Annotated in this window: 11 protein-coding genes; 5 read left to right on the top strand and 6 right to left on the bottom strand. The window is 65.1% G+C overall.

Features of this window, described 5'->3' with window-relative positions; genetic code table 11:
• Positions 1–148 precede the first annotated feature (148 nt).
• The gene (locus tag OPIT5_15870; GenBank protein AHF91479.1) at positions 149–1255 is read right to left on the bottom strand and encodes a dehydrogenase; all 1107 of its coding nucleotides are present in this window, start codon (positions 1253–1255) and stop codon (positions 149–151) included.
• Between the two features lie 117 nt (positions 1256–1372).
• Here OPIT5_15870 and OPIT5_15865 point away from each other — a divergent pair, with 117 nt between their 5' ends.
• From OPIT5_15865 to OPIT5_15850, 4 genes are all read left to right on the top strand, one after another.
• Positions 1373–2158, top strand: a complete 786-nt coding sequence (locus OPIT5_15865) for a gluconate 5-dehydrogenase (GenBank protein AHF91478.1) — start codon at positions 1373–1375, stop codon at positions 2156–2158.
• A gap of 70 nt (positions 2159–2228) precedes the next feature.
• Positions 2229–2657, top strand: a complete 429-nt coding sequence (locus OPIT5_15860; GenBank protein AHF91477.1) for a mucin — start codon at positions 2229–2231, stop codon at positions 2655–2657.
• Between the two features lie 139 nt (positions 2658–2796).
• On the top strand, positions 2797–3714 hold the full coding sequence (locus OPIT5_15855; GenBank protein ID AHF91476.1) for an aminotransferase class IV: 918 nt from the start codon (positions 2797–2799) through the stop codon (positions 3712–3714).
• 250 nt (positions 3715–3964) lie between these two features.
• Positions 3965–5011: an exosortase gene (locus OPIT5_15850; GenBank protein ID AHF91475.1), complete on the top strand. Its 1047-nt coding sequence runs from the start codon at positions 3965–3967 to the stop codon at positions 5009–5011.
• A 77-nt stretch (positions 5012–5088) separates the two neighbouring features.
• On the opposite strand, the gene OPIT5_15845 is transcribed toward OPIT5_15850, so the two are convergent.
• Together OPIT5_15845 and OPIT5_15840 are read right to left on the bottom strand one after the other, a co-directional pair.
• The gene (locus tag OPIT5_15845) at positions 5089–6606 is read right to left on the bottom strand and encodes a hypothetical protein (protein ID AHF91474.1); all 1518 of its coding nucleotides are present in this window, start codon (positions 6604–6606) and stop codon (positions 5089–5091) included.
• Between the two features lie 320 nt (positions 6607–6926).
• Positions 6927–8021 carry an alanine dehydrogenase gene (locus tag OPIT5_15840; GenBank protein ID AHF91473.1) on the bottom strand — a complete coding sequence of 365 codons (1095 nt, stop codon included), beginning with the start codon at positions 8019–8021 and terminating at the stop codon, positions 6927–6929.
• A 193-nt stretch (positions 8022–8214) separates the two neighbouring features.
• Between OPIT5_15840 and OPIT5_15835 the strand changes: the two genes are divergently transcribed.
• On the top strand, positions 8215–9078 hold the full coding sequence (locus OPIT5_15835; GenBank protein ID AHF91472.1) for a universal stress protein UspA: 864 nt from the start codon (positions 8215–8217) through the stop codon (positions 9076–9078).
• A 171-nt stretch (positions 9079–9249) separates the two neighbouring features.
• Here the strand turns inward: OPIT5_15835 and OPIT5_15830 are convergent, their stop codons facing one another.
• From OPIT5_15830 to OPIT5_15820, 3 genes are all read right to left on the bottom strand, one after another.
• A complete protein-coding gene (locus tag OPIT5_15830) occupies positions 9250–10656 on the bottom strand; it encodes a hypothetical protein (protein ID AHF91471.1) in 1407 nt (468 codons plus the stop codon).
• Positions 10657–10767: 111 nt separating this feature from the next.
• Positions 10768–11430 (bottom strand): hypothetical protein, encoded by a 663-nt coding sequence (locus tag OPIT5_15825; protein ID AHF91470.1) that lies wholly within the window; start codon positions 11428–11430, stop codon positions 10768–10770.
• A 70-nt stretch (positions 11431–11500) separates the two neighbouring features.
• Entirely contained in the window at positions 11501–13978 is a 2478-nt protein-coding gene (locus OPIT5_15820) for a hypothetical protein (protein ID AHF91469.1), read from the bottom strand.
• Positions 13979–14057 lie beyond the last annotated feature (79 nt).

Below are 14057 nucleotides of genomic sequence, written 5' to 3'. Positions count from 1 at the left end.
GCTAAAGGAGAACCGGTTGATGATGGAATCGGGAGACCGGGGCCTTCACCTGCCGAATGACGGCATCGTCGGTCCTCCTTCCTGACCATGTCTTTGTTTAGCGTCCGTTAGCGTCCTTTAGCGGTTCCCTCTGCTGCGGTTTTCAGGTTCAGAGCGTCACCACCCCGCCGCTGCGGGCGGAAGCGTAGACGGCATTGATAAGCTGCACCGCGGCGCGCCCGGCGGCGGCATCGACGAGCGGGCGGCTCCCGGTGCGGATGGCCCGGATGAAATCGCGAAACTGCGCCCGATGGGCATCGCCCCACTTCCAGCCCGATCCGGCCTCGCCGGCCGGCACCGGATCGGCCGCCGCATGGCTCACCGCCGACTTCGTCCCGCCGGTCGCCACCTGCAAGGCATGCGCCGTCGCATGGCCGCCGGAGAGCGTTTCGCGGCCCTTGATCGCGAGCGTGTGCAGTTCGTCACCCTCGATGATCGCCGTCCCCTCCGTGCCACTGACTTCGATGCGCGCCGCGAAACCGGGATACGTCGACGTGCTCGCCACCAGCGAACCGATGGCGCCGTTGGCAAACGTCAGGGTTGCCGTCACGACGTCCTCGACCTCGATCCGTTCGTGGGCCGCCGTCCGCATCTGCGCGTAAACCGTCTTCACCGGGCCGCACAGCCAGAGCATGAGGTCGAGCGTATGGATGCCCTGGTTCATGAGGCACCCGCCGCCGTCCAGCTCCCAGGTGCCGCGCCAGTCGCCGGAGTCGTAATACTCCTGCGTGCGATACCAGGGAATGCGCACGTCGGCGAGAATCACCCGCCCGAGCTCGCCACGCGTGATCGTGCCATGCACAAGCTGCGTCGCCGGGTCGAACCGGTGCTGGGAAATCACCGCCAGTTGCCGCCCCGCCGCCAGCGCGGCCCCGGCCAGCGCGTCGCACGCCGCCACCGAGACATCCATCGGCTTCTCCACCATCACATGCTTGCCCGCCGCCAGCGCCTCCGCGCCCAGACGCGCATGCAGGCCGCTGGGCAGACAAACCGTCACGGCATCGATCTCCGGATCAGCCAGCAACGCCTTCCAGCCGATCGTCTTGAGGTTGAACTCCGCCGCCAGCTTTTCCGCCCGTTCGGGCACTTCATCACAACAATAGACGAGACGGGCATCATCTGGAAGCCCTTGCAGGGCCTTGATTTGCGTGGGAGCGATCGAACCGCAACCAACGAGAGCGAAAGTGACCGGCTGTCCGGCGGGCGCGTTTTTCATAGGAGAGGGGATGAAAAGTGGTGGGCGTTTTGGCGCCGCATACAACTGAAAATTGATTCACAACGGGTTTCTGTGCGCGAACAGAGCGTACAACTAGCGTGCATGCTTCTATTCATAATGAGCAGCACTGATTATCTTTCCTCTCTCTTTTCCCTGAAAGGCCGCGTCGCGGTCGTCATTGGCGGCACCGGCGAGCTTTGCGGTGCGATGGCCGAAGGGCTGGCCGGCGCCGGCGCCCGCGTCGTCCTCGTGGGCCGCAATCAGGAAAAAGCGCAGGCCCGCATCGACCGGATCACCCAACAAGGTGGCGCCGCGACCTTTATCGCCGCCGAGGCCAGCGACAAGAGCCAGCTCGAAGCCCTGCTCGCCAGCGTGCTCGCCAGCCACGGGCAGGTTGATATTGTCGTCAACGGCGCCGGTATCAACTCGGCCACGCCGTTCCTCGATATAACCGAGGAAGAGTGCGATCGTATCCTTCGCGTTAATTACAAAAGCGTATTTCTGGGCTGCCAGGTCTTTGGCAAGTACTTGCTGGAACGTGGCAAGGGCGGATCTATTATTAATCTTGGTTCCATGTCGGGCCTTGTCCCCCTGTCGCGTGTGTTCACCTATTCGGCCAGCAAGGCGGCCGTTCACAACCTTTCGAAAAACCTCGCCCGCGAGTGGGCGCCGCAAGGCATCCGGGTCAACACAGTCGTCCCCGGTTTTTTCCCCGCCGAACAAAATCGCAAGGTGCTCACCCCCGAGCGCGTCGCTTCTATCATGGGCCATACGCCCATGAAACGATTTGGGGAAGCGCGCGAACTTGTTGGCGCGACGCTCCTTCTTTCCAGTGATGCCGGCGCCTTTATCACCGGTTCCGAGATCGTGGTCGATGGCGGTTATCATGCCATGACGATTTGATAATATTTTTGCAAAAAACTCCGGTTTCATATTGCAAACCGCGTATTCAGTATAATTGTTCGCCTTCGTTATGGTTATACAGAAGATCAAGGAACTTGAAGAACTGAAAGCCCGCGCCGCCAAGCTTGCGGCTACCATCGATGCCGAGCGCACTGCCGAACTGGCAGCGCTGCCTGGCAAATATGGCTATAGTGATATCAACGAATTCATCAAGGCGCTGAAACTGGCTGTCGGCGTCCGTGGTGCCCGTGGCCGCAAGGGCGCCAAGGCTGCCAAGGCCCCCAAGGCCGCCGCTACCGGCAAGCGCACCCGCGCCAAGATCACCCCCGAGCTCAAGGAGCAGGTGAAGGCCGCGGTGCTTGAAGGCAAGAGCGGCAGCGAAATCGCCGCTGCGTTCGGCATCTCGCTCCCCAGCGTGCAAAACATCAAGAAAGAGTTCGGTCTCGTGAAAGCCCGTGAAGCCGCTCCCTCCGAGGGCGCTGCTCCCGTGGCTTCCTGAGCATTGATATTCCGGCGAGTTTTCATTGTTTTTCCTCCAGCGCTCCGCGGATTTCTTCCGCGGAGCGCTTTTTTTATTTTGCGGCAAACCGCCGGCGGGCGTTGGTGAGAGAAGGCCGCTTTTCCGGCGGCCTCTTTTCATGAGCACACCTTTTATACAAGCCAACACCAACGGACGGCTCCATCGGGCCGACGAGCCTTCCATCTCGCCACTCAATCGCGGTTTCCTTTATGGAGACGCGGTTTATGAGGTATGGCGCACCTATCACGGCGTCATTTTCGCCTGGGAGGAACACTGGCAGCGGCTGGAACGCTCGGCGGCGGCGCTGCACCTGACACTGCCCTTTTCGGCCGCCGCCATCCTTGGCGAGCTCCGGAAAACAGCCAGCGCCTTTCGCGCCGCCAGCAGGGAACAGGGCGATCTTTACCTGCGCCTGCAGGTGACGCGCGGCGCGGGACCCATCGGACTCGACACCGCGCTGGCCGACCGGACGGATTTCGTGATCCTCGTGCAACCGGTGCCGAAACTCAGTTCCTCGCAGCTCGAAACCGGCCTGAAACTGTCGCTCGCCACCGGCCTGCGCCGCAACCCGCCCGATGCCCTCGATCCGGCCTGGAAAACCGGCAATTACCTGAACAACATCCTCTGCCTGCGCGAGGCGCGCGCCCGCGGGGCGGACGAGGTGGTCATCACCAACCAGCGCGGCGAGATCACGGAGGCCGCCGTGTGCAACATCGCGTTCGTGCGGGGCGGCGAACTGCTCACACCGCCGCTGGAAGCCGGCATCCTCGCGGGCATTACGCGCGGACTGCTGTTCTCCGGCATCGCCGCGCAGGCGGGAGTCGGGATCCGTGAAGAGGTGATCCGGCCCGCCGACCTCGCCGGGATGGACGAGTGCTGCCTGCTTTCCACGACCAAGGACCTGCAGCCGGTCGGCGCGATCGACGGGCATCGTTACCGGACCGGCGCGGATACGGTGACGCGCCGGGTCAAGGCCGCTTTCGCCGCCCACGCGCGCGGCGTGGCCGACCGGCGGCGCCCTGAACTGGCGGCCTGACCGGCAAACGTGGCACGGGCATCCTTGCCCGTGGACGGCGCGAAGCGCCGCCTTCCGGAACACGGGCTGGAAGCCCGTGCCACTTCATGGGCAAGGATGCCCATGCCACCTTCACGTCCGACTTTCAGTCCGACTCCCCCCCCTCTCCGCCTTCACACCCCGAAGCTTGCACCTGGCGCCTTTCTGCGGCTGACTGGTCGCTTTCCCGGTTCCATTCCGTTCACGCACTCCCGTTCACGTTCGCCCGTCCATGCAGGCCTTTCTCAAAAAATCCGCTGTCGCACTCTCCCCCGGTTTCTTTGGCGCGCTGCTCGTGGCAGCGGCGTTCATGGGCTTCATCGCCTGGGACCAGTCGCACTGGTGGAGGCTGAAGGAGGATTACGGGTTCGGCTGGCTCGTGCCGGCGTTTGTCGCCTTTGTCGTTTATGACCGCTGGCCGCGCATCAAGACCGCCGCCGCCGCGTGCATGGCGCCGGACAGCCCTCGCGCCACCGGCGGCGCCCGGATCACGCTCGGCGTCGTTTTCACGCTCTCCGCCCTGTTCGGCATCCTGCTGTTTTTTGCCGGAGCCTTTTACCGCGCCGGCGCCGGCGCCTCGTATCCCGGCACGCTCGCCATCACGCTCGGCAGCGCCGGCATCCTCTTTGCCCTGCTCTTCCTCAACACCCCGGCCACACCTTCCGCCAGACCTTCCCGGCTGCTCGACGACGCCCGCGTGCAGTTGCTCGCCCTCTTCGTGTTTCCCGTGCTCGTCTGGCTGGTCTCCGCCCCGATGGTCTCCGTCGTGGAAAACAACCTCAGCCTCTTCCTGCTCAACCGGGTGACGTCGGTCGTGTTTTTCGTGTTCGACATCCTCGGGCTCCAGATCGAACAACAGGGCAACGTGCTCGTCCTGCCCAAGGGCCAGGTCGGCGTGGCCGAAGCCTGCTCCGGCATCCGTTCGCTCACCGGCTGCCTCTTTGCCGGCTCGTTCCTCGCGGCCGTGTTCCTGCACAAGCTCTGGAAAAAAATCGCGCTGGTCGGCTGCGCCATGCTCTTCGCATTTTTCACCAACCTGCTGCGCGGCATTTTCCTCACCGCCTGGGCCTACAATTACGGACCCGAGGCCATCGAAGGCACCGTCCACGACACCGCCGGCTACGCCGTCCTCGGCCTGACCGTCATCGGCCTCCTCTGCCTGCTTCCGCTCTTCAACCTCAGGATCAGCTTCTCCGACGATGACGCCGACAGCAGCGGCGACGACAACGGCAACAGCAACGCCGGCGGCCCCGCCCCGACCCCCGCCCCGCAGAAATAAAGAACCCCGGGGCCAAGCCCCCCTCCCCCGCGCCGGGGAGCGGCGGCGTCTCCGCCGCCGGACGCGCGCCAGCGCGCTCAATCCCGCGGGACTGTCGTCCCGTCCGGCGGCGAGGACGCCGCCGCTCCACCCGACCGGGCGTCCTGCATGACCACCCGCGGCGCCGGACCGGCCGTCCGCGGCCGCGCCGGCCCCGGCCACACCCAGTCGCCCTTCATCGGGTTGAGGCTGCCATCTTCATTGATCGCCACCACGCCGCCGTCGTCCGTGCGGTTGGCGCCCGTGGCATAAAGCGTGAAACCGCCGCCCGCCAGGCGCCGGTAACGCGGCGGTTCCCCCGTCACCAGATCATGGATACCCCCGATCTCGCCCCCCCACGGTTCGCCGACGCCGGCCGGCAAGGCCGCCGCCAGCGCGTCGAGCGATTCCGGATACGCGCCGCGGGCCCGCCGGTACAATTCGAGCGCGCAGGCCACGCGGGCCAGCTCGACCTGCGTCTGCGTCGCCGCGCAGTTGACGATCGCCTTGTAGAGCGCGGGCATGAACATCCGCGTGAGGATCGTGGAGGGCTGCGGCGGCATCTGCGCCACCCGCCGGTCCACCTCCAGCAGCCGCTGCAGGTCCACCCGCCGGTTCTCCGCATCCCAGGACGGGAAAATGTCGTCGAGATAGAGCCGGCCCATCAGCGCCATGTTGCGGTAGACCCAGCCGCTGGGCACGTAGTGGATAAACTCCGTCTCGTAGCCGCCGCGCGTCGCCCGGGACACCGCCGCGCGCGAATCGAGCGCCAGTTGCTCCATGTACTCCGCGCCGAATGCCAGTTCGCCGCGCAGCCCGTGCATGCCGCTGCCCAGCAGGTCGAGCCGCGCCAGTTCGGCCGAAAGCACCCGCAGGTCCTCGTCCGACCACGCGCCGCGCGCCAGCCCCTCGCGCACCGCCTGCAGGCCGAAATTGGCGTTCGCGTTGGCCGCCAGATGCGTGAGCAGAAACGGCTCCTCGCGCGGCACCGCCACGAGCCGGAACACCGTGCACACATCGGCCAGCGCCGCCGCCCGGTCGCCTTTTTCCAGACGCGCCACCGCCCGCAACGCGAACAGGCGCGAGAGGCTGCGCAACGCCGGCAGGTACGGCATCCCTGAAAACACGCTCTGTGAATAATCGACCGCGAAACGCGCATGCGGACGCCGGCTCGCCAGCGCCACCGCCGCCATGTCGGGCGCGTGCCGGTCGAGAAACCCGCCGAGGTCGTCGGTCGCCAGGTAAGCCCGCCACTGGTCGAGCGGCACCGGATCGCCGCGCCACCACACGCCGAAACCCGGCTCCGGCAACTCGGAGTCCGCCACCGGCATCCGCCAGCGCGCGCCCCGGGCGGCGATATCCGCCTCCGCCGCCAGCACGCCGACAAACACCGGAGCCGCTCCGAAATCATCGGCCGGCCGCACCGGCCCCGGAGCCGCATCGGCCAGGGTCAGCGGCTCGCCGCGGGCCGCGGCCAGCTCCCGGACCTCCCGCCAGGCACGGCGACCCGCCGCGTTTTCCACGGCATAATAGACCGCCACCGCTCCCGCCAGCAGCCCCGCTCCGCCGAGAGTCACCCCGAGGAACACGCGCCAGCCGCGTCGGGCAAAAAAAGGGACGGGGGGTGCAGCAGGGGCGTTCATCGGGTGCGGAAAGCGGCCACTCTCCTGCAAACCTGGCCCGGACGCAAGCCGGAGCGGAGACCCGGCCCCCCGCGACGGTCTCCGGACTGCTGCGACGACGCGTCGCCCGGTCTGGAAAATCCGTGGCCTGTCAGCGAAAGGGCGAGGCGCGTGGCGCCTTGTCGCAGCGGCAGGAATGCCGCCGCTCCGGCTCGCGCGGCCCTGACATCACTTCGAACCGCACCCCGGCAGGCATGGCAGACGGTTGCCCCGCATCACACCGGATGCAGTCCCAGGGCCTCGGCCACGGGCGCGAACGTGATCTTGCCCCGGCACACGTTGAGTCCGCGAGCGAGCGCCGCATCCTCCTGCAGCGCGCGTTCCCAGCCGCGGTCCGCCAGCCGCATCACATAGGGCAGCGTGGCGTTGGTCAGGGCCAGCGTCGAGGTGCGCGCCACCGCCGCCGGCATGTTGGCCACGCAGTAATGGATCACCCCGTCCACCGTGAAGACCGGGTCGCTGTGCCGGGTCGGGCGCGAAGTCTCGAAACACCCGCCCTGGTCGATCGCCACATCCACCATCACCGCCCCGCGCCGCATCTCCTGCAACATGGCGCGTGTGACCAGCCGCGGCGTCTTCGCCCCCGGCAGCAACACCGCGCCGATCACCAGATCGGCCTCGCGCAACAATTCCCGCACCAGCAGCGGGCTCGACATGAGCAGCTTGCAGTTGGCCGGCATCACGTCGCCCAGGTAGCGCAACCGGTCGATGCTGGCATCGAGCAGCGTCACCGACGCGCCCAGCCCGCAGGCCATCTTCGCCGCGTTGGCCCCGACCACGCCGCCGCCGAGAATCAGCACCGACGCCGGTTCCACGCCCGGCACGCCGCCGAGCAGCACGCCCCGCCCCCCGTGGATCATCTCGAGGTACCTTGCGCCCTCCTGCACCGACATCCGCCCCGCCACCTCGCTCATCGGCTGGAGCAGCGGCAGGCGCCCGTCCGCGAGCTGGATCGTCTCGTACGCGATTGCCACGCAGCCGCTGCGCATCAGCGCCCGCGCCTGCGGCTCGTCCGCCGCGAGGTGCAGGTAGGTGAACACCACCTGACCCTCGCGCAGCAATCCGTACTCGGAGGGCATGATCTCCTTCACGTGCAGCAACAGGCCGGCGCGTGCGAAAATCTCCTCCGGCGTCGCCACCGGTTCGGCCCCGGCGTTGGCGTAGGCCACATTGGGAAAACCCGAGGCCAGCCCGGCGTCGTTCTCGACCAGGACGCGGTGCCCTTTCTGCACCAGCGCATCGACGCCAGCCGGTGTCATCGACACGCGATTTTCCTCGGCCTTGATCTCCTTCAGCACTCCGATGGTCATGACGGTGACGCTGACGCCCCCGGCCCGGCCATGCAATGCCGGGAAGCCGGCCCCGGCGCCTCCCCGGAAAAACACGGTCCCGGTCATCTTCTCCTGGCGAAACGCACAAAAAGCGTTACTTTGACCGTGCAGTTCCCTTCCCGGCCTCTCCGGGCATCCACTCGCAACATCAACCCCCGACCCGCCATACGCCATGTCCACGATTCTATCCTGCACCGACGGTTCCATCTACGCCGCCAGCATCTACGACCACACGATCTGGGCCGCCCGACGCCTCGGCTCCGGCATCCGCGTCCTCCACATGCTGGAACCGATGACCACCGTGCCGCTCGTCTCCGATTTCTCCGGCGTCATCGGGCCCGACGCCCAGACGCAGCTCGCCTCCGAACTCGTCGCGCTCGAGGCCGCCCAGACCCGCGTCAACGAAACCCGTTCCCGCGCCCTCCTCGCCGCCGCCCGCGAACACCTTGTCAAGGGCGGCGTGAAACCCGACGACATCCGGACCGACGTGGTGGAAGGCGAACTCGTGGACGCCCTCGCCACCTTTGGCGACACCACCGACCTTGTCGTCATCGGCAAGCGCGGCGAGCACGCCGACTTCGCCAAGGGCCACCTCGGCAGCAACCTCGAGCGTGTCATCCGCACGAGCCGCCAGCCCGTGCTCGTGGCCTCGCGCGCATTCCGGCCCATCGAACGCATCCTGATCGCATGGGATGGCAGCCCCAGCGTGCAAAAGGCGGTGGACCACGCCGTGAGCCAACCCCTGCTCAAGGGCCTGCGCTGCCGCCTGCTCAGCGTGGGGGAATCCGATGTCGGACGGGCGACCGAACTCGCCAACGCCCGCGACCGCCTCGTGGCCGCCGGTTACGAAGTGGAGGCCAGCCATGTGCCCGGCGAGGTCGGCGAAGTGATCACGGCCACCGTCACCGGCGAGTCCATCGGCCTGCTGGTGATGGGAGCGTACGGCCATTCGCGCCTTCGCCAGTTTTTCGTCGGCAGCACCACCAGCGACATGATCCGCAGTGTGCAGATCCCCGTGCTGCTCTTCCGGTCGTGACGTCGAACCGCAGAATTTCAGCCGCAAAGGAGCGCAAAGATCATTCTGCCCGGCGAAAATCTCCTGCGCGCTTATAAGCGCGATGGAGAGTTCCATGCGCGTCAGGATATTTGCGCCCTTTCGCGGCTAAAAAACAATCATCGGATTTTCTGGCGGCAATGGGTGCTGCGCTCAGTAAACCAGCGTCCGGAAATCCTTCACCCGGTGGAACGTGATGAGGTTGCCGTCGTGCGCGCTGCGGGCGCGGGCGTCGCCGCTGCGCGAAAGGATCGCGAGATCGTCGCCGTCGATCACCATGCTCGCGTAGTGGCGGGCCTCCTTCGGCGAATCGCCGGTCGCCACCAGACCGGCAAAGCACCAGTCCACGAGATTTTTTGAAAAGTGCAGCACGAGCCGGTGGCGTTCGTTGTTCGGCAGATCGTAGCGATCGCGCGGCAACAGGTCGGCGCGCGTCATCGAGTCGGTCGCCTGCGAGCCGAGCAGCCACCAGAGTTTGGTCTGTTCGTCGCGCAACAGATGAAACCGCATCTGCCCGCCCGGCACCGGAAGAAACAGGATGCGTTTTCCGGAGGGCACGGTTTCGGGCATGGTCTTCATCGAGCCGTCCGGCTGCTCCACCACCTTCAGGAGCGCGGCATACCCCGTGCCGCCGGTATGCGCCCGCATGAGCAGGTGAAACGTCTTGCCGGCCGGGTCGTGCCAGATGTGCGCCGGGTCGGTGATCTGCGCGACGTTGGTTTCGAGCCAGCCCATCGGGGAAAACGTGCGCACCGGTCCGCCCGACAGGCCCGGCAGCAGCCCGCGACCGCCGGCGACCGGCGCGCGATCCGGATACTGCTGGCGGAAAAACGGCACGCCGAACCCGTCGATCTGCGGATCGTTTTCACGATAGCCGGGGATCACGTCCTGAAAGGCGAGCTCGCCGGCGAAGGTCCAGCTTTCCGGACGCGTCAGGTCGGCGTCGATACGGGCGCGCATGAGCACGGGCGCCAGTTCGCCGACCGGCCAGGCGTTCATCACCCGCGTCGCGCGTTTTTCGAGCGCGAGGTAAACGTAGCCGTTGGTCGTGATAAAATTTGTCGCGCTCTGGTGCCAGTTGCCGTCCGCGATTTTGACCGGGGCGGACCACGTCGCGCCGGCGTCGTCCGAACGCATGATCCGCAGCGGACTGCCGGAGCCGATGAGATAAACGACCGGCGCGGAGGCGACCGGTTTCCCCGTCTTTCCGGCGCCGTGCGCAACCGGTGCGACCGTGAACAGCCGCGGCTGCCCGAGCCGGACGGTGGCGAGGATTTGCCAAGTCGCTCCGTGATCGTCGGAGGCGACGATGTTGACCACGCTCGCCGTCTCGGTGCGCCGCCCGCTGACCGTATAACAGCCGAGCAGCCGTCCGGCCTGCGGTCCGGAGTCGATGCGCACGAGGCTCGGGTTGTAGAGCGGCACGTTGGCCGGATCGGGCGATTCGCCGACGACCACGTAATCCTGCGCCAGCGGACGGATCGGCGCGGCGGAAGCGGTCGCACACAGGCATGAACAAGTGACAACGGCGACAAGGAGACAGGAGGTGACAGACGACATGACAGGCGGATGACGAAGGCCGGACGAGGTTGACGGTTTCCTGAAACATCAAGAACCGTTCCGGCGCTCCTGTCGACGCCGGCCTGCATCGTTCGGGCGCCACCCGAAATATCAGAGCGAGGCCGAAGGCTGCCGGAACAGGAACATTGGCAACGCGCCGTCGGCCTCATGAACGACATCGGCCTTGCGCAACACGCTCGCGTGTCCGTCAAACCATAACAAACAGACGGTGCTGCCGTCGGCGTGGGGAAAATGGAACGTTCCGATGGTCGGGGTGGTGTTGTACGAATACGCCATTGCGCCGACGACGTTGCCCGCAGTGAACCATTCGCTCAGGAAAACCGTCTGTGCCGGGTTGGCGACGTCATCGGAACGGATGCCGCGGTGACCGGGCGTTCCCATCAACTGGTCGTTGAGGGAATAGCTCCTCGGCGCCTCACCGGTTGCTCTCGCCACCCGATCGACCGGACAATGCAGCACCGCGCCCTTCTCCGGAGTGAAGCCGAGCAAGCCATCCCACGCGGTTGTCCCGTCCGCCGCTGGCGGGAACAGGTCGCGATTCTCGACCTGGTATTGGAAAAAGGCGATGCCCAGACCACGCAGGTTGCCAAGGCACCGGGCCTGGTGCGCCTTGCCGCGAACCGCCCCCATGACCGGTATCAGAATCGCCGCCAGCACGCCGATGATCGCGATGACGACAAGAAGCTCGATCAGCGTGAATGCCCGCAAACGTCTGCTCACAGTGAGAACAGGTGGGAAGAGGGCGGATTTCATTGGCGTTCTTTTTGACTGACGACCGGATGATCGGACAAAGCGCAAAGGAATCGGATTGCAGAGCGGCACATTATTTCTCCGGCGATAACATGACACCATGCGTCAGCACGACAGGACCGAGCAGTTCATACAAAAAAGCCGGACGTTCCCTGTCCACGGCGCGCATCAGGGCCAGCAAGGATGGATTGTCCGGAAACCGCGCCAGCGCCAGTTCGAACATGGCCGGGGAATCTCCCGCCTTGCCGATGCGCGGAGTCTCGCCCGCGTAGTAGCCGCTCTTGATGGAGGCATCTTTCAGACGATGAAAATCCGCGTAATATTCGAATGGCAGCCGCACCATTTCTCCCGTCGGCGCCGTATAGCTCCAGAGCGGCAGCCCGTTGCGTTCCCCCATTTCGGCCATGATGCCGAGCAGGCTCATCGAGAGATGGCTGTATTGCAGGCCGCGACCGTACGCCGTGTTGTGACGGAAGCGGTCGTAAATCTCGCCCGTTTCCGGTGCGGGCACAGTCGGCAGATCCCGGGGACACTGCTCGTCACCGGGCATAAGGATCAGGCCGGCGACGAGGTCGGCGAAATCGCGCGGGTTGTCGGGATGCGACACCGCGAACTGCACGAGTTCACGGTCGCCAAGAACGATGCCGATCGCCATCTCGCCCATCGCGTGCGCGGCGAGGTGGTTGTTGTAATACTGGCGGTTGAACCAGTCGTTTTCGCGCCAGTTGCGGCTGCAATCCTTGATAACCGGGATGATAGCTCGAAACCAGGTAGCGAGGACCGCTTGTGTTGACGCATCGAGATGCGGTGTGTCCGCCAGCAAATCGCAAGCGTAGAGAAACGGAAACAGTCCGCGCCCGGCCAGCATACCCCAGTCGGGACTCTTGCCTGCCTTGCCGGCGGGAAGGGCAAAGGCAGTCCCGGGCAATGGATTCGCTTTTGCCCAGGCCAGCAGGATCTCAACAGCCTCGCTCGCATAATCGTCGCGACCGGTGATGTGCCAGGCCAACGCCAGGTCGCGGGCGCGTCCTCCCTGGATCATCGCCACCTTGAAAAACCGGTGCCCGTCCACTCCGGTGTAGGGTTCGATTTCCACCGGTCTCGCCAGTTTGGCCTCCAGCTTTTGCCATGCTTGCGCGTGTGGAGCCTGGCCGGTCGTCACGCGTTCACGTAGGGTTTGCAGCCCGGCGGCATCGATCAGAAGACGGGGATGCGGACGGGTAAGGGGAGGAACGACAAGAGGGAGATCGGGTTGAATCGTGGATTCCGGAGACACCGGGTTCGCAGAAGCTGATGCCGGTGTCGGCTCCGAAAATTCGACGACGCGCAACATGGAGGGTTCGGGCCATGGCTTCGGGTGCGGACGGTCGTTGTTTGGAGAGAGTGTTTCCCAGCGCAAACGCCAGATTTTTCCCGGTGATGCGGTGCCGCTGTCACTTGCCCACTTGACACGCATGCCAGGAAAGCCGGATTCCACAGTGCGCAACGGCGCCGGTGCAAACGAGCGGTCCCGCTGTCCGATTTTCCCCTTCAATATCCAGTCAACAGGATCGATCCCGAAAAGGCCTGAACCCTGCGCAGGGTGGCTGATTTCCAGAGCGAGGCTTCCATTCACAACATGCGGAGCGCCGATCGACAATCCGGTGGAGGGCAGGCTCCCGCGTCCGGAAATCCCGATACGGGTTTCCCAACGGGAGACCTGTCGCGTTTGCCAAGCGCCGTTTTCAAAACACGCCAGGTATAGCTGCGTCAGCCCGGCGGCATCATAGCGGGTATACGCGATGAGCGGCCGTCCCGAACGGTCAAAGCCGATCCTGGGCTGGCCGTTGAGCAGACCTCCATGAACGGGAACCGGATCCACCGTGACACCGGGAGTATCATGGGTGACAGGCGGCACGACAGGAATGCCTCCTGCGGTTTCCCAATGGACCAGATCATGCGAACGAATGTATCCGAGATCATGATTGGTTTCCGCAAGCGGACTGTCCCGCCATACCCAGATCACATGAAATCTGCCATCGGGACCTGGTTCGGGTGTGGTCGGGTAGGCGCTCATGGCACCTCTGCCATCAAAAAGCGGCTGCTCCAGGAGGCGACGCCACGCACGCGTTTTTTCATCGTAACGGTTGTAATAGATGTCGCCTTTGCCGCTGCCTCCATCCCGATAGCTGAAAACAAGATTGCCAGCGGCATCGTGGAAAAAACGCGGATAGGTGACACGCGTTTCCTCTTTCCCCGTCATGGCATGGACCTGTTCGAGACTGCTGATATCAAGCGGTCGCGCGGTACGAAAATAGATCAGCGGGTCATTGTGCATGTTGCCGCTGATGTGAATGACACCATCACGGTCCGCGGCCATCGCGATGCTGTTGTGGCTGTCCCAGCCAACCGAAGTAGGGAGTTTCCGGAAACTCCACTGATGCTCCCCGAGCCTGCGGCTGGCGACGGTCATCTGGCGCGACTCGTCGTAACAGGCGACAAACTGGTGGTCCTGCACGGTGAGCAATGCGAAACCCACCGGGTGCCCCGACCAGACCGGGGTGACATCAATTGTCGTGTATTTGGAATCCGGTGACATCGCTGTCGCGAGCAGGGCGGGCCAGACGACAGACACGAACAGGGAAAAGATG

The sequence above is a fragment of the Opitutaceae bacterium TAV5 genome, from assembly GCA_000242935.3.
Taxonomy (GTDB): domain Bacteria; phylum Verrucomicrobiota; class Verrucomicrobiia; order Opitutales; family Opitutaceae; genus Geminisphaera.
The sequence above is the reverse complement of the archived record's forward strand: the minus strand, read 5'-3'. Positions and strand labels throughout refer to the sequence as shown.